The sequence below is a fragment of the Magnetospirillum sp. ME-1 genome (genome assembly GCF_002105535.1).
Classification (GTDB): domain Bacteria; phylum Pseudomonadota; class Alphaproteobacteria; order Rhodospirillales; family Magnetospirillaceae; genus Phaeospirillum.
This window is the reverse complement of sequence record NZ_CP015848.1, coordinates 298305-315049: the sequence shown is the minus strand read 5'-3', so window position 1 is coordinate 315049 and position 16745 is coordinate 298305. Positions and strand designations below refer to the sequence as shown.

The following is a 16745-nucleotide window of genomic DNA, read 5'->3' as shown; positions in this document are numbered from 1 at the left end:
CTATGATCAAGGTTATGGTCGTTGAGGACGATCCTGATCTGTGCGGATCCATCTGCCGTTATCTGTCCCTGGTGGGCATGAATGTCCAGCGCGCCGGGTCGGGAACGGAAATGGATGCCCTTCTGCCGGATTTCGCGCCGGACCTGCTGGTGCTGGACGTCAACCTTCCGGGCGAGGACGGCTTTTCCATCGCCGCCCGGTTGCGTTCGGCCAGCAAGGTGGGGATCATCATGCTGACCGCCCGCGGGCAACTGGACGACCGGGTCCTGGGCCTGACCGCCGGCGCCGACGCCTATCTGGTCAAGCCGGTGCAGTTCCGGGAGCTGGAGGCGGTGATCCACAGCCTGACGCGGCGCCTGAACGAGCCTGTGGCCGAGGAAAAGCGCGAAGGCCGCGAAGAAGGAAGCCAGACCTGGGGCTTCGATGCCGCCAGCTGGTCGCTGATCACGCCGTCGGGCCAGCGGGTGCCGCTCACCAACGCCGAGTACCGGGTGCTGCAGACCCTGACCCAGGAGCCGGGGGCTTCGGTGGCGCGTGACGACATCGCCGCCGCGCTGGGCAAGAGCATCGGCGGCTACGACGACCGCAGCATCGATGCGGTGATGGCGAGGCTGCGGCGCAAGGTCAACTCGGCCACCGGCGAGAATCTGCCGGTGCGCGCCGTCCGTTCGGTGGGCTATGTCTTCGCCGCACCGGTCGAGGCTCGCGCCCGTCAAGCCTCTTAGTGGTCCGATCCAGACAGATGGTTCATGGCCATGAACCATCTGTCTGGTGAATCGGCCCACAAAATCAACGAATTGTGCACTGATTCATTCAGATGGTCGGTGTACCGTCTGAATGAATCAGTGCACTAGGACAAGCATGGCCCGCACCATCGGTTCCCACGGCCCCCGCACCATGGAGGCCATCCGCAAGGCGGGCCTGAAGCTGATCTACGAGCATGGCTTCGAAGCCATGAGCCTGCGCCAGCTGGCCGCCGAGGTGGGCATCCAGGTCGGCTCGCTGTACAATCACATCAGCACCAAGGAAGACCTGCTCTACGACCTGATCCGCGCCCATATGGACGAGCTGTTCCTGCAGTTCGACGCCGCCATGGCGGCGGTGGAGGGGCGAGGCGCGGAGGAGCGGCTGCGGGCCTTCGTGGCCTTTCACGTCACCTATCACATCGTGCGCAAGCGCGAGGTGTTCATCGGCGCGTCGGAACTGCGCTCGCTCGAGCCCAATCACTACGAAGAGATCGTCACCCTGCGCCGGCGCTACGAGCGCCGCCTGATCGATATCCTCGATCAGGGCGAGGCGGCCGGGCTGTTTTCCTGCGGCGACGCCCATGTGGCCGCCTATGGCATCCTCAGCATGCTGACCGGCGTCTGCACCTGGTTCCGCCCCCATGGCCGCCTCAGCAAGGAGCAGGTCATCGCCATCTATTCCGATCAGGTGCTGGGCGGCTTGATGGGTCGCCGTGGGCAGTGAGGTCCTGATCAGAGGCACCGGCGAGATCGCTTCGGCGGTCGCGGTGTATCTGGCGCGGGAAGGATGCCGGGTGGCGCTGCAATCGTCCCGGCCGCCCATCGCCATCCGTCGGCGCATGGCCTTCTCGGACGCATATTTTCATGGCGCCGTGGCGTTCGAGGGCCTTCAGGCCCGCCGTCTCGAGACCCTGCAAGACATCGGCGACGTCTGGGCCAGGAACGAGATTCCCCTTCTCGCCATGGAGTTTCCGCAGGCCGTGGCGGGGCGCTCCTGGTCTGTGCTGGTGGATGCCCGCATGAACAAGCAGCAGGTCCCCGAACCTCAAATGGGCCTGGCGCCGCTGGTGGTGGGCATGGGGCCGGGCTGCACCGTCGGCGGCAACGTGGACGTGGCGGTGGAGACCTCGTGGGATCGGTTGGGCCAGGTGGTGCGCAGCGGCAGCACCCTGAAACTGGCCGGCGAGCCCAGGGCCGTGCTGGGGCAGGCCCGCTCGCGCTTCCGCTACGCGCCCGTCTCCGGCATCCTGCGGGCCGAGGCGGCCATCGGCCAGCGGGTCAAGGCGGGCGAGGTGGTGGCCAGGGTCGGCGACACCATGGTGGTGGCGCCCTTCGACGGCATCGTGCGGGGGCTGACCCACGACGGGGTGCCGGTGGAGACCGGCAACAAGATCGCCGAGATCGACCCCCGTCCGGGCGAGGTCAAGCTGTCGGGAATCGACGAGCGGCCGCGGCGCATCGCCGAGGCGGTGGCGGGCATCGTCTCAGGCCTCATCCCCGCCGGCCAGGGTGAAGCGGAAGCGTGAGCCCTGGCCCGGCTCGGATTCCACCCAGATGCGTCCGCCGTGGTGTTCGACGATCTTGCGGCAGAGCGCCAGCCCGATGCCGGTCCCCTCGTACTCGCTGCGGGCGTGCAGGCGCTGGAAGATGTCGAAGATCCGGTCGAAATATTCCGGCGCGATGCCGATGCCGTTGTCGGCGACGGTACAGACCCAGCCATCCCTATGGCGCTCGACCCAGACCGCCACCGCCGGAGGCCGGTCGGGATGGCGGTATTTCACGGCGTTGCCGATCAGGTTCTGGAACAGGCGGATCAACTCGCCAGCCGATCCGGTGACGGCCGGCAGGCCTTGGGGAACCGACAGCGTGGCGCCGCTCTCCTGGATGGGGAGTTCCAGATTTCTCGCCGCGATGGCGATGACCTCGGCCAGATCGACGCGGGTCAGGGGATCGCGGACGCGGCCGACGCGGGAAAATTCCAGCATGTCGAGAACCATGCGGTCCATGCGGGTGGCCCCGTCGCGGGCGAAGTCGAGGAACTGGCGTCCGTCCTCGTCCAGGGCGGCTTCGTAGCGCCGCTGAATCAGGCCGAGATAGCTGGTGATCATGCGCAGCGGTTCACGCAGGTCGTGGGATGCCACGTAGGCGAACTGCTCCAATTCGCGGTTGGACTTGTCCAGATCGCGGACCAGGGCGGACTGGCGGTCGCGGTTTTCGACCCAATCGGTGATGTCGCGGCCCACGGCCTGGACTTCGACGATATGGCCGGCCATGTCGCGGATGGCGGCGCCCTCCCAGGATATCCAGCGCCCGCCGCCCGCCATCTTCATGCGGTTCTCCACCGTGGCGCGGAAGCCGGGAGGCTGGAGGACGTCGTTGATGGCCTGGGCGGTGACGGCGTGGTCCTGCTCGTCGACGAAATTCCGCCAGGACTGGCCGATGACGGTCCCCAGGTCCTGGCCGTGGGCGACGGCAAAGGCCTCGTTGGCGAACACCAGGCGCTCGTCCAGGGCGAAGCGGACCACCAGATCGTTCTGAGTTTCGATCAGGCCGCGGTAACGTTCCTCGCTGGCCTTCAGCGCGACCAGATGTCGCCCGGCCAGGGCGGTCAGGCCGAAAATGACGACGACCAGCGCACCGATCACCGCCGCGATGGTCAGCGCTTCGCTCCGCCAGGGGGCCAGGACCCCGTCGAGCGGGCGGCCGACGATCACCACCAGATGGGGCAATGCCGGTTCCCGCAGGGTGCGGACGGCGGAAAGCTTCTCCTTGCCGTCGGTGACCGTGACGTGGACGAAGGTGTTTTCGGTCCCGCCGGACTGGCGGTGCATGGCGAAGGCGCCGCCCTTGGCGATGTTCTTGCCCACATAGAGCTCGGGGTCGGGGTCGCGGCCGATGATGTCGCCTTCGGGCGTGACCAGCAACGCGCCGGCCCCCTCCTCGCCCGTATGCACGGACTTCAGCAGACCTTGAAAATACCCCAGTTCCAGCGACACGACGGCAATTCCGTCAAATTGCCCATCCGCCCCGCCGAGCGGCATGGACACCATGATCACCATGTTGCCGTCCTGTCCGATGGGCAGGGGGGGGGACACATAGATGTCCTGCCCCGTGGGGATATCGCGCGCCCCTGTGAAGAATGGGCGCTGCGAGGTGTCGCGGCCCTCGACCTGGGGCAGGGTGGAGATCGTGACGATTCCGGCGGCGTTGACGATGAAGGCCTGTCGGATCTCGGGGACCACCCTGGCACGGGTCGCCATGAAGCGCCGCAGCAGGTTGGGGTCGTTGCGGGGGGCTTCGGCGATGGCGCGCAGCATCAGGCGGACCACGCGCAGGCTGCCACGCACCTGCTCTTCGGTGATGCGGGCGGTATCGGCGATGTTGTCGCGGGCCACATCGATGGTCCGGCGGTAACTGGCCTGGACCTGGAACCCCATCAGCCCGACCAGGATCAGCACCAGCCCGATGGATATGCTCCACATTCCCAAGGGCGAGATTCCGGCGAGACGCGATGGTCGCGGAGCTTTCCTCATTCCTTCCCCCAAGGCGTTACAGCCGGACAGTGTACCTCAGGTGGAGTGGCTGGCCTATGCAAACCAACCCAGACTAAGGCATTCTTTCCCGTTTTCAGGGTCCGGCAAAATGCGTAGCATCGAAAGATGCGCCATGGAGTAACCTTTTTGTCCGGCGCTTTCGGCCATATGCGGGCGACAGATCATGGAATCCCAAGTCCCGTTCACCGAGTGCCAGAACAGCCAGGCCGGCCGAGGCGTCGCCGCGAGCGCTGGGGATTTGATCGGCATCACCGCCGAGCCGGGTCTTTCCCGGCAGTTCTTCGCCCTTTGCTCCGCGGCGATCGTGTTCTGGCTCGGTGTCTGCTGGCTGGTTTCCGGGGAGTACGTCGCCTGGCGGGCTTCGGACTCCCTTAGGCATGTGCAGGCCAACCTGCGTCAGAGCAGCGAGGATATGACGCAGGGGCTTCAGCGGACTCTGTCCGTGTTCCACGGCATTCCGGCGGCATTGGGCCGCGATCGCGCGGTTCTCGACGCCCTGAGACGGTATGGCGACCGCCCCGACCTGGCGTCGCTGCCCATGGCGCGGCGCCAGGAGATCCTGACCGCCGACCGGCGCCTTGCGGAACTCAACCGCTCCCTGGCCGGGTCGGTGGAGGACATCGGGGCAGTCAGCGTCATCTGGCTGATCAACCCGGCGGGTGACGCCATCGCCGCCAGCAACGGCGGTCGGGAGGACAGTTTCGTCGGCACCAATTACCGCGACCGGACCTACTTCACCGAGGCGATCGCCGGGCGTCTGGGCCATCAGTTCGCCCTGGGCCGCGTCACCAATATCCCCGGCCTGTTCTTCTCCGCCCCGGTTCGCGATGGCGATCGCGTGCTGGGGGTGATGGCCATCAAGATCGACATTTCCTACCTGTCGTCCTGGGTCAATCAGGCCAATGCTCTTCTCAGCGACAATTACGGCGTGGTGATCCTGGCCCAGGACAAGTCGCTGGAAATGCGGACCCTGCCCGGGGCGGCGGTGGTGGGGCTTTCCCCGGCCGAGCGCATGGGGCGCTACAAGCGGTCGGAGTTTTCGGAACTTCCCCTCGTCCCCTGGGGCTCGGCCGAGCATCCGGCGCTGCACCGCTGGGGGCGCGACGGCGTGCCGTACTTAAGGAGTTCCACCATCCTGGCCGAGCACGACCTGGCGCTGACCATCCTGGCTCCGGTGCCGCTGGTGGCCACCGTCGCCGCCGACCGTCTGGCGCTGTTCGGGCTGTCGGGATCGCTGGGGGCGCTGGTCATCCTCCTGGCCGGGGCGGCCACCTATCATTGGCTCAACCGCGAACGGAGCCGGCGCAACCGCATCGCCCGCGAGCGGATCGAGTACATGGCCACCCACGACGTTCTCACCGGCCTGTTCAGCCGCAGCGTGCTGGATCAGTTCCTCGCCCACGGCATCGCCGGGGCCAAGCGGTCGGGACGGGGACTGGCGGTGCTGTTCATCGATCTCGACCAGTTCAAGGAGATCAACGACACCCTGGGCCACGAAGTGGGCGACATGATCCTGAAGGAGGCGGCGCGGCGCCTGCGCAACGCCGTTCGAGGCGCCGACATCGTCATCCGCCAGGGGGGCGACGAATTCATCGTCCTGCTGTTCGACCTGCCGCAGCCCGACGATGCCGGCAACGTGGCCGGAAAGATTCTCGCCGCCCTGAACCGGCCCTACACCATCACCGATCAGCCCCAGCACCTGTCCGCCAGCATCGGCATCGCGTCCTATCCCGAACACGGGGAAACCCCGTCCCTGCTGCTGCGGCATGCCGACATGGCCATGTACGGGGCCAAGGCGGCAGGACGGGGCGGCTATCGGTATTACGGAACCTGACCGGGAACGGTACGCATATCAATCCTCGCGCCGGCTTCCGGTGTGGACGGCCAGGGCGCGGGCCAGTTCGTAGACCCGCTTGCGGACATTGGGGTCGCCGATGCGGTAATAGGTGCGGACCAGATCGAGGGTCTCGCGCTTGCTCATGGGGTCGATGTGCTGCTCCGGCGGTTCCTCGGTGGCGTGGGCCATGTGCCGCGGGCTGGCGGCCATCACCTCGCAGGGCATCTCGTCGTAGAAATACTCCACCGGCACGTCCAGGGCCCGGGCCAGATCGTACAGGCGCGAGGCTCCGATACGGTTGACGCCCCGTTCGTATTTCTGAATCTGCTGGAAGGTCAGGCCCAGGGCCTCGCCCAGTGCCTCCTGGCTGAGGCCGAGCAGGGTGCGGCGCAGGCGCAGGCGGCCGCCCACATGCACATCGATGGGGTTGGGGCGTCCGCCCGGCGTCCGTCCCCGGCTTGATTGACGTGTGGCTTGCATTGTATACATCCGTTGAGGTTGTAATTCCTCTATTTGGGGGTGTGCATACAAATCGCGCAAGTAGCAAAATCAGAAAGTACATCCATAAAACATATTGCGAAATAATGTTGTTCCCGCAATTGTATACATTCTTGCGGCCATATGGATAAAATAAGCCCCCGGAAGCATCCTTCCGGGGGCTTTTCGTGCCGGATCGGCGCGTCAGGCTGAAGGGATCAGCCGACGATCTCGCAGCCGGAGAAGAAGAAGGCGATCTCGATGGCGGCGTTCTCGGCCGAATCGGAGCCGTGCACCGAATTGGCTTCCACCGATTCGGCGAAGTCGGCGCGGATGGTGCCGGGCGCGGCGTTGGCCGGGTTGGTGGCGCCCATGATCTCGCGGTTGCGGGCGACGGCGCCTTCACCTTCCAGGACCTGGACCACGACGGGGCCGGAGATCATGAAGTCGACCAGTTCGCCGAAGAACGAGCGCTCGGCGTGAACCGAGTAGAACTGACCGGCCTGGGCCTTGGTCAGCTGCACGCGCTTCTGGGCGACGATGCGCAGGCCGGCTTCCTCGAACCGGGCGTTGATCTTGCCGGTGAGGTTGCGGCGGGTGGCGTCGGGCTTGATGATCGACAGGGTACGTTCGATGGCCATTGGTGAATTCCTTTCGGCGGTTGCTCGCGCCGCGCCGGGGACGGGATTTGGGCGGCCGCGCACGTCCCCGGGCGGCCGGGCGCATCCGGGGACGGCGGGTTATAACCTCAAAGAATGAGGAGAGCAACGGTCTCAAGAAAGCGCGCCTTTGCCGCGTGCACGCGGGCGTGCTATTTCACGCACCCATGCTGCACATCAACGACCTCACCTTCCGCTACGGCGGCCGGACCATCTTCGAGACCGCCACGGTTCATATTCCGGCCGGGGCGCGGGTGGGTCTGGTCGGGCGCAACGGCACCGGCAAGACCACCTTGTTCAAGCTGATCGCCGGCGACCTGCACCCCGATGCGGGGGAAATCAATCTTCGCCCGCGCGCCCGCCTCGGCCGCCTCGCCCAGGAAGCGCCGGAAGGCGACATCAGCCTGATCGATTGCGTGCTGGCCGCCGACACCGAGCGCACCGCCCTGTTCGAGGAGGCGGAGACCTGCCATGACGGTCACCGCATCGCCGAGATTCATGAACGTCTGGTGGCCATCGACGCCCATTCCGCGCCGGCGCGGGCGGCCGCCATCCTGTCGGGTCTGGGCTTCGACTCAGAGGCGCAGCAAAGGCCGGTCTCGGATTTCTCGGGCGGCTGGCGCATGCGCGTGGCGCTGGCCGCGTCGCTGTTCACCGTTCCCGACCTTCTGCTGCTGGACGAGCCCACCAACCACCTGGATCTGGAGGCGACCTTGTGGCTGCAAAGCCATCTGGCCGCCTATCCCGGCACCCTGGTGGTGATCAGCCACGACCGCGAGCTGCTGAACGAGGTGGCCAACCGCATCGTCCACCTGGAAGGTGAGAAGCTGAACGTCTATGGCGGCAATTACGACCGCTTCGAGGCGACGCGCCGCGCCCGCATGGAGTTGCAGGCCAAGGCCTACACCAAGCAGATGGAGCAGCGCCGCAAGATCCAGTCGTTCATCGACCGCTTCAAGGCCAAGGCCACCAAGGCGGCCCAGGCGCAAAGCCGCGTCAAGATGCTCGAACGCATGGAGATGGTGGTGCCGGTGGTCGAGGACCGGGCCATGTCCTTCGACTTCCCCGACCCCGAGCCGCTGTCGCCTCCCATCATCGCCATCGACAAGGGAATCGCCGGCTATGGCGACAAGGTGATTTTGCGCGGCCTCGACATCCGCATCGACATGGACGACCGCATTGCGCTGCTCGGCGCCAACGGCAACGGCAAGTCGACCTTGGCCAAGATCCTGTCGGGCCGCCTCGACCTGCTGGAGGGCAAGCTCGCCAAGCCGCAGAAGCTGAAGATCGGCTATTTCGCCCAGCACCAGACCGAGGAACTGCGCCTGGACGAGACGCCCTTCGAGCACATGGCCGTGGTGATGAAGGACGCCCCCGAGGCCAAGGTGCGCGCCCAGTTGGGCCGCTTCGGCTTCGAGCAGGACAGGGCCGACGTCAAGGTGGCGTCCCTGTCGGGCGGCGAGAAGTCGCGGCTGCTCTTCGCCCTGATGAGCCGCGAGGCCCCCCACCTGATGATCCTGGACGAGCCCACCAACCATCTGGACATCGACGCCCGCGAGGCACTGGTGGCGGCGCTCAACGCCTATGACGGGGCGGTGATCCTGATCAGCCACGATCCCCACCTGATCGAGCTGGCCGCCGACACCCTGTGGCTGGTGGGCGAGGGCCGGGTGCGGCCCTTCGACGGCGATCTGGCCGCCTATCGCAAGCTGCTGCTGGACCAGGCGCGCGAGGACCGCCGCGGCGCCAGGCCCGACAAGGGGGGCGAGGGCAACCAGCGCAAGGCCGACCGCAAGGCCGCCGCCGACCTGCGCGCCCAACTGGCGCCGTTGCGCAAGGCGGCCCAGGCGGCGGAAAAGGCGCTGGAAAATCTGCATGCCGAGCAGAAGGCCCTGGCCGACAGGCTGGCCGACCCCAAGCTCTACCAGGGGCCGCCGGCCAAGGTCACCGAACTGCGCCGCCAGGAAGCCGACCTTGCCCGCAAGGTGGAGGATGCCGAGATGGCGTGGCTCGCCGCCCAGGAGGAGTTGGAGGCCGCCCAGGCGTAGACATTATGCCGCTTCCGACCCCTGGTCTTTCGGTATAAGCTCTCTGGCGTTACATTTCGTCAAGGAAACGTCTCGGTGAACTCCGGGCCCGTCTGTGCCGCCATTCCTGCCGCCGACCGGCGCACGCCGGGAGAGCTCCGCCGCCGTCTGCGCCTGCTGATGGCGGTCATGGTGGTGTTGCTGATGGGCGGAGCCGTCTCCCTGCTGGTGGAGTTGCGCGAAGCCGCTTTCGAGAAGGCGGTATCGTCCACCTCCGGCGCCGCGCGGCTGCTGGACGACAATCTGACCCGGATGCTCGGCAGCACCGATGCCACCCTGGCCCGGCTGGTGCCGTCCGCCGAGGCCTTTATGGCCGGTAGGATGTCCAAGGCCGAGATCGAGCGGGAGCTGGCCAGCCTGGAATCGGGGCTGGTCCAGCGGGGCGCCATGCTGGTGGTGGATGCCAAGGGCGACGTGACCGCCGCGTCGCGGCCGCCCCGGGCCGGCGGGCACGTCAATTATGCCGGCCGCGACTACTTTTCCGCCCACCGCGACGGGGCCGAACGGGTGATCGGACCCATGGTCATGGGGTCCTACAGCCTGGTGCCGGTGTTCACCGTCAGCCGGCGGATCAACGCCCCGGACGGAAGTTTCGGCGGCCTGGTGATCGTCGGGGTCTACGCCAACTTCTTCACCGATTTCTACAACACCCTGGGGCTGGGGCCGTCCGCCTATATCGGGGCCAATACCGGCGGGCGGATCATGTTGCGCCAGCCCAACCCCGAGAACTACGTGGGCCGGCCCACTCCCAACAACCCCATCCTGGCGGCGGCGGCCGAACAGAGGGTGGGAACCATCCGCATCCATTCGCCGGTGGATCGGGTGGAGCGGGTGGTTTCGTACCGCAAGCTCACCGAGTTCGACGTCATGGTCAGCGCCGGCATGGCGGTGGACGACATCCTTGCCCCGTGGAAGCAGACCGCGCTGGTCATCGCGACCGCCATGGCGGTGGTGCTGCTCGGCCTGGGGGGCATGGCCGCCACCACCTTCCGGGCGCTCAACCGCGAGGAGGAGGCCATCGCCTCGCTGGAGCAGAAGGTGCGGGTCCGCACCGCCGAGGCGGAGCAGCGCGCCGACGAGGCCCGCCTCGCCAACGAAAGCAAGACCCGCTTCCTGGCCGCCGCCTCCCATGACCTGCGCCAGCCGCTGCAGGCCGCCGGCATGTTCGCCGAAGTGCTGGCCGGGCAGGTGGAGGATGACCCGCGCAAGCTGAAGGTGGTCGACCGCCTGCGCCAGAGCATCGAGGCGACCAATTCCCTGCTGGCCACCCTGCTGGACGTTTCGGCCCTGGAGGCCGGCAAGATCAAGCCCAATGTCAGCGGTTTCCGCCTGATGCCCCTGCTGGCCGGGCTGGTGGATCAGATCGAGCCCGAGGCGAGCCGCAAGGGCCTGGCCATCGGGGCGGTTCCCACCTCGGCTCAGGTGGAAAGCGACCCGGTGCTGCTGGAACGCCTGCTGCGCAACCTGCTGGTCAACGCCGTCCGCTATACCGAAAGCGGGCGCGTGCTGATCGGCTGCCGCCGGCGGGGCGGGCGGGTGGTGATCCAGGTTCTCGATACCGGCATCGGCATCCCCGCCGACAAGATGCAGGCGGTGTTCGAGGATTTCGTCCGCCTGGACAGCCCGGCCGAACGGGGCGGCAGCCGCGGACTGGGCCTGGGACTCGGCGTGGTGCGGCGCATGGCCACCCTGTTGGACCATCCCCTCGAACTGCGCTCCATTCCCGGAAAAGGCTCGTGCTTCGGGGTGGTGGTTCCCAAGGCCTAGAGCGGGTCTCCAGCGCGGTATTATAATACCGTTTCACTAAGTTGTTGATTTACAACGATTTAAATGCTGTTGACTCATGCGTCCGCTGTGGCATACTCCGCGCCCTCGACGCCCCGGCTTTTCGGGGCATCGCCAACTGGTTTTGCCGTGGGTGCCATGAAGACCTTTAACGCCAAACCGTCCGAAGTTGAGAAGAAGTGGGTCGTGATCGACGCGGACGGCGTCGTGCTCGGCCGCCTGGCCAGCATCGTTTCGATGCGCCTGCGCGGCAAGCATCTGCCGACCTACACCCCGCACGTGGACATGGGCGATAACGTGATTATCGTCAATGCCGAGAAGGTCAAGCTGACCGGCAACAAGCTCGCCGACAAGCGCTTCTACTGGCACACCGGCCATCCCGGCGGCATCAAGGACCGTACCATGGGTCAGCTGCTGTCCGGCCGCTTCCCCGAGCGGGTCATCGAGAAGGCCGTGGAGCGCATGATCACCCGTGGTCCGCTCGGCCGTCAGCAGATGAAGAACCTGCGCGTCTATGCCGGCCCCGCCCACCCGCACGAGGCCCAGGCGCCCGAGGTGGTGGACGTTGCGTCCATGAACCCGAAGAACAAGAGGTAGTCCCATGGCCGATCTCTCCAGCTTGGCCGACCTGAAGGCCGCCTCGCCGGTCCAGGCCCAGCCTGTGCACGAGCGCAAGGTTGACGCCCAGGGCCGCGCCTACGCCACCGGCAAGCGCAAGAACGCCGTCGCCCGCGTCTGGGTGAAGCCCGGCTCCGGCAAGATCATCGTCAACGGTCGCGAACTGCCCGTGTACTTCGCCCGTCCGGTGCTGCGCATGATCATCAACCAGCCGTTCGAGGCCGCCCGCGTCGAGAACCAGTTCGACGTGCACTGCACCGTCAACGGCGGCGGTCTGTCCGGTCAGGCCGGCGCCCTGCGCCACGGCATCAGCCGCGCGCTGACCTTCTTCGATCCGGGCCTGCGCCCGGCGCTGAAGGCCGGCGGCTTCCTCACCCGCGATCCCCGCGTGGTCGAGCGCAAGAAGTACGGCAAGCACAAGGCCCGTCGTTCGACCCAGTTCTCCAAGCGCTAAACCGGTTATTCATATTTTTCAAACGGTTACGCTTGAAATTGGCTAAAAAAACCGCTTCACGGATTCTTCACAAGCGGTTGAAAACATTAAGCCCTCGGGTTAGCATTTTTTACAAATGCTTCACACCCGAGGGCTTTTTGCATGTCGTTCTACAGCGACGAAAAAGACATACTGGGCGGACGCGGCAAGCTCTACCGCCGTGGCGGCGTCAAAAAGCCCATATGGCAATGCCGTCTCAATATTCGTGGCTACAAGGGCTATGTGGTCCGCTCCTGTGGAACGACGGACTATGAAGACGCACTGATCTTTGCCCGCGACCTCTATGACGACCTCAGCTTCAGGGTGCGGCAAAAGCTACCACTGCAACGTCGGACGTTCCGAACATTTTGGCAAAGCGAGTGGTTGCCGCACGTCCAGAAAACACTAAGCATCCACCGCCATAAACTTCATAAGGGTACGGGAGAGCGTTATTTTCTCTCGCATTTTGGTGATTCTTTCATTGAAGACATCGACGAACGCAAGATAGCGGCATATTGGCTTTTTAGACGGACCTACTACACCGAAGGGCCGGGATCAACGCGTAAACTTCCTGCAAATGCGGCCATTCATCCAAGCAAGAAGACGCTGGATATGGAAAAGTCGTTGCTCACTCAAATGTTCAAATACATGAAGGTGAACAGCTACATTCCCCACATGCCGCTGATCACTATAAATAAGGACGATTCCGATCCGCTGCCTGAACGCCGTCCACATTTCGAGATGTATGAATGGGAGAAACTCCGCGCCCACATGCAAAAGTGGAAAGAGGGCGGATACAACGCATTCCATCAACATCAACGAAAAATGCTTTATTGCTTGGTCGGCTTTTTGATGAGCAGCGGTTTGCGGCCAAATGAAGTCTTTAATTTGCGCTGGATAAACCTGGGCGTCACAGAGAAGGGCCGACTAAAGGTCATAATCCCAAAAGCCACCAAAACCGGATACAAAGACCGTGATCGCGTGCCCCTTGAAACCGCGATTCAGTATAGTTCGGATGCGGCCATTCTTCGCCACCAGCGACACCCGGACAAACCCGTCGATAGAAAGACCGAATATGTATTTGCCGGATACAACGGCGAACCGATGGCCCAGTCGCACAAGCTATTTTGCCAAGTTTTAGAAGAAGCAGGCTTGTTGAAAGACCCTCATGGCCGCAATCGAACTCTCTACAGCCTTCGTCACAGCTTCATAACCTATCGCCTGCTGGCAGGCATGAGTATTGAAGACGTTGCACGCAATACCGGATCGAGCGTTAAACAAATTCAAGAGCACTACGACCACATTGCAAACGAACACAAAGAGGATGAGCTATCTTTTGTGCCGGACAATCATTTCGAAAACGTCTGGGCCTCATCCGATCAAGATGCTTCGGTTGCTTTGACCCAAACCCTTGAGAGGCTGTTGACGGCCCCGACGGAGAATGAAGCTTGAATCTCACTTAAGCGAGATTGAAGTTTGAGGGTGCTGTTCCGTCGGTCATTACCCTGGCATAATCCCGTGAGCCCAAAATGCAGCTTGCGGGGAATAGCATGACCAGCACGAATGTTGCGGAGAAGACGGTTGCGTCGCCGGTTGATCTCAAAGACATACCGATCTCGCTGAAGGACAAGCTGATAGCGGCTTGTGATGCTATCCGCACCAGTCATGCCGCATCCCGAGCGGCCTATGCCGCGATCTACGATCTTTGTTTGACCGCGCTGGAAAAGGGTAGTGGCCTAACAAAGTTTTGTGCGAACAACGGAATCATCGTCCGTGAAACCTACAAAGGCCAGCCGATCAATCCATTCATATTGCCGGTAAAACTGGCTACTGGGGTTATGGCGACTGAGGATGGAAAATCCCACTGGGTTGTGGACGATTCTCGCGTCAACAAATACGCGACAATGTTTGCTTTGGCCAAGGAGGACAATGTCGCGGCCAAAGATTTTGTTGGTTGGCTGGACAAGCTGGGTGGTGTGGACAAGGCCGTTGACGCATACCGCAATCGTCATCCATCCACCTCCGAAAGCGACCTTACACCCGAGCAAGAGAAGGCACTGAAAGCTCGGTTTGAGGAACAGCTTCAAACGGCGGTGAGCCAGCTACGCCAACAATTTGGATTTGGGGACCAAACAATATCCATCCAAGACATGGGGCGGCACGGAATCAAGCCCGGTAAGCACACCATGTATGTGGAAATTGACGAGAACGGGACCGTGATACCGATCGGTTTGGCCAATGATCAATCCGAAGCTGTTTCTCAAAGGCTTGTCCGCTTGTTGCCAACCCCAACCGGAACGAATGCGCCGGAGTTGGACCGCATCTTGAGCATGATGGGCGGCATTAAAGGCACCAAGGCTGTTGCGATCATCACCAATGACGCGAGCGGTTGCCGGGTGAAAATTGTTGAGCCTGGAACAACAGCATCCGTTGTCATTGTCGGATCGTTCGGCCCTATCCCGTACTTGCCAATGGGCCAGTCTGCCATCGACAAGGCCACCCGTGTCACACTTGCCGCCGCATTGAAGGGGTTGAAGAGCAAGAAGCTGTGGACCTGGGAGGCTAGTGCAAACGGTATCGTCGTGAAGCCTGTTGACGGTAGCGTTGAGGGCACCTTGACGGTGCAAAACAAGGGCAAAGCTCAAAGTGGGGAATTCCGGGTGCCAGCTGCGGCAACAAAGACTGATGGTGAGATTACGTTGCCACTGGCCGTTGTTCCTGCCGGTCCTATTGCTGAATTCAATGAAAGCACAAAATGGTCGGCTGAGATCGACATTACCGTTGATGACGCAAAGAAGGTGGCGGAACGGAACAAGGATACCGAAACAGATTTCTCCACGGACGCCAGCCACAAGGCACCCATTCGGAAAGGTGTTGGAAGCACGCTGTTGAGCAAGTTGGTGAAGGGGGCGAACACGCTGAAACAACGAAGCTGTCCAGCAGGTGCCGAGTTTGTTGCTGTATCCGATTATGTAGCTTGGACAGCGCAATTGGCTGTTAAGGAAGGCAAGAAGCCCTCCACATTGTTCAAGATTGGGGAATAGTGTGCCGGGATGATACCCACTGGCAACGAACACGCCGTTTTTCTACCGAGCATGAACGATGGATTTGCAAAATTCATCAGCAAGGAAAGCCTAAGTGCTCTCCGTCAACGGGGCACTATGCCCAATTGGCTGAACAACATCGGTGAACTGAATCCGTTTGATGCCGACAACGGCGAGTTCTTTTACCCGTTCTTCTTGTTTAGCGCGGGGCATGGAATCTGGGATGAAGCCAAGAGCCGCAAGACATTCCGTGCATTGTATGACCGTCCGTCCTTTGCACGAATCGTAGCTGACAGCGGAGCCTTTCAAATCGCCACGAACAGCGGCGTGTTTAAGGACTTCGACTGGTCCGAGCGCGGTGACAAGACGAGGGACATGATCCGGCGAAACTTGGAATGGCAAGAGGGGATTGCTGACTGGGCAACCATTCTCGACATTCCGCTCTATGCCCTGGACCCTGGAAAAAAGAATCCCGGCCATCCCTACTTTGGGACCGGATACACCACACAGAACATCGACAAGTGCTTTCAACAGCAAATGTTCAATGTGGATGAGCAATTCAAGCGAAAGCAACCGAGCACAAAACTCATCGTGATTCTACAGGGCACCGACGAAGAGACGGTGTTGAAATACTACGGCGCCATGAAGGACTACCCCCATGCTGGCTGGGGCTTTGGCGGCGGCATGTCCAAGCGAATCGACTTGTTGCTTTATATACTTGCTCAAATGATTGACGACGGACAGTTGGCGAAGGGTGAGAAGATCCTACACTTTTTTAAAGTCGGCACAGGCCATCACGCTGTGTTGTTCAGCCACATACAGAAGTTGCTCCGACACCATGTAAACCCGAACATCACCATCACCTTCGATGCGTCCAACGCATTCTCGGGTATGACGAATTGGACGATGTTTACGGGCCACGAGCAATTGCATGATGAAAACTTGTTCCGCATGGTGTCGGTCAACGCGGGTAAAGGCATGCCCCCTTACAATGCCCGTGTCCCGGCTGAAAGTCCGATCATGGGGTATGGAAAAGAAGGAGTTTGCTGGGATGACTTGCGACCTGGGGACTATTTGGCCCAGTGCATGGTTATGGCCCAAAACATATGGGCGATGACGGAAGCCATGAAGGATGCAAATCTTCGTGCAGATCGTGCGGGAGCTATCCATCAAGCTAGATTCCGAGAGCACTTGCTGAGTGCCTTGGACGAGGCCGAAGGCGTTTACAGGCACACGGTAAAAGACGACGTGAGAAATCTAGGGCGGCTGATAAAGTTGGCGGAAGGAATACAGGACAGCGAGCACCTCGTCGGATTGAAACGTAAGGACTACCTCGATCACGTCGCTAAGGCGGCACAGCTATTTTCAACGTGCATTGCGTTGGGACCACGAAACAGAAGCCGTGAACTGGCGCGTTACAGTGCGAATGAACTGGAAGTTATTTTCTATCCGTTCCGGGAGTAGCT

Annotated in this window: 14 protein-coding genes; 11 read left to right on the top strand and 3 right to left on the bottom strand. The window is 62.6% G+C overall.

What is annotated here, in order from left to right; all coding sequences use genetic code 11:
* Positions 1-2: 2 nt before the first annotated feature.
* The 3 genes from WV31_RS01255 (at position 3) to WV31_RS01245 (ending at position 2272) form a co-directional block, all read left to right on the top strand.
* Positions 3-725 (top strand): response regulator transcription factor, encoded by a 723-nt coding sequence (locus tag WV31_RS01255; RefSeq protein ID WP_085371967.1) that lies wholly within the window; start codon positions 3-5, stop codon positions 723-725.
* A gap of 136 nt (positions 726-861) precedes the next feature.
* Complete coding sequence (locus WV31_RS01250; protein ID WP_085371966.1) at positions 862-1470, top strand: TetR/AcrR family transcriptional regulator; 609 nt, start codon at positions 862-864, stop codon at positions 1468-1470.
* Positions 1460-2272 carry a xanthine dehydrogenase gene (locus WV31_RS01245; protein ID WP_085371965.1) on the top strand — a complete coding sequence of 271 codons (813 nt, stop codon included), beginning with the start codon at positions 1460-1462 and terminating at the stop codon, positions 2270-2272. Before WV31_RS01250 ends, WV31_RS01245 begins: the two co-directional genes overlap by 11 nt.
* Here WV31_RS01245 and WV31_RS01240 read toward each other — a convergent pair.
* A complete protein-coding gene (locus WV31_RS01240) occupies positions 2231-4279 on the bottom strand; it encodes a sensor histidine kinase (protein ID WP_085371964.1) in 2049 nt (682 codons plus the stop codon). The genes WV31_RS01245 and WV31_RS01240 overlap by 42 nt on opposite strands.
* A 184-nt stretch (positions 4280-4463) precedes the next feature.
* On the opposite strand from WV31_RS01240, the gene WV31_RS01235 reads away from it, so the two are divergent.
* On the top strand, positions 4464-6134 hold the full coding sequence (locus WV31_RS01235) for a sensor domain-containing diguanylate cyclase (RefSeq protein ID WP_085371963.1): 1671 nt from the start codon (positions 4464-4466) through the stop codon (positions 6132-6134).
* A gap of 18 nt (positions 6135-6152) precedes the next feature.
* On the opposite strand, the gene WV31_RS01230 is transcribed toward WV31_RS01235, so the two are convergent.
* On the bottom strand, positions 6153-6617 hold the full coding sequence (locus tag WV31_RS01230) for a helix-turn-helix domain-containing protein (RefSeq protein WP_085371962.1): 465 nt from the start codon (positions 6615-6617) through the stop codon (positions 6153-6155).
* A gap of 215 nt (positions 6618-6832) precedes the next feature.
* A complete protein-coding gene (ndk, locus tag WV31_RS01225) occupies positions 6833-7255 on the bottom strand; it encodes a nucleoside-diphosphate kinase (RefSeq protein WP_085371961.1) in 423 nt (140 codons plus the stop codon).
* Between the two features lie 185 nt (positions 7256-7440).
* On the opposite strand from ndk, the gene WV31_RS01220 reads away from it, so the two are divergent.
* From WV31_RS01220 to WV31_RS01190, 7 genes are all read left to right on the top strand, one after another.
* Positions 7441-9321 carry an ABC-F family ATP-binding cassette domain-containing protein gene (locus WV31_RS01220; protein ID WP_085371960.1) on the top strand — a complete coding sequence of 627 codons (1881 nt, stop codon included), beginning with the start codon at positions 7441-7443 and terminating at the stop codon, positions 9319-9321.
* 75 nt (positions 9322-9396) lie between these two features.
* Entirely contained in the window at positions 9397-11127 is a 1731-nt protein-coding gene (locus tag WV31_RS01215) for a sensor histidine kinase (RefSeq protein WP_237051430.1), read from the top strand.
* Between the two features lie 156 nt (positions 11128-11283).
* The gene (rplM, locus tag WV31_RS01210) at positions 11284-11742 is read left to right on the top strand and encodes a 50S ribosomal protein L13 (RefSeq protein ID WP_008616760.1); all 459 of its coding nucleotides are present in this window, start codon (positions 11284-11286) and stop codon (positions 11740-11742) included.
* A gap of 4 nt (positions 11743-11746) precedes the next feature.
* The gene (gene rpsI, locus WV31_RS01205; protein WP_068436712.1) at positions 11747-12217 is read left to right on the top strand and encodes a 30S ribosomal protein S9; all 471 of its coding nucleotides are present in this window, start codon (positions 11747-11749) and stop codon (positions 12215-12217) included.
* Positions 12218-12358: 141 nt separating this feature from the next.
* Positions 12359-13687 (top strand): tyrosine-type recombinase/integrase, encoded by a 1329-nt coding sequence (locus WV31_RS01200; protein ID WP_085371959.1) that lies wholly within the window; start codon positions 12359-12361, stop codon positions 13685-13687.
* Between the two features lie 98 nt (positions 13688-13785).
* Positions 13786-15279 (top strand): hypothetical protein, encoded by a 1494-nt coding sequence (locus tag WV31_RS01195; protein ID WP_145980700.1) that lies wholly within the window; start codon positions 13786-13788, stop codon positions 15277-15279.
* 117 nt (positions 15280-15396) lie between these two features.
* Positions 15397-16743 carry a hypothetical protein gene (locus WV31_RS01190; RefSeq protein WP_085371957.1) on the top strand — a complete coding sequence of 449 codons (1347 nt, stop codon included), beginning with the start codon at positions 15397-15399 and terminating at the stop codon, positions 16741-16743.
* The last annotated feature ends 2 nt before the right edge of the window (positions 16744-16745 follow it).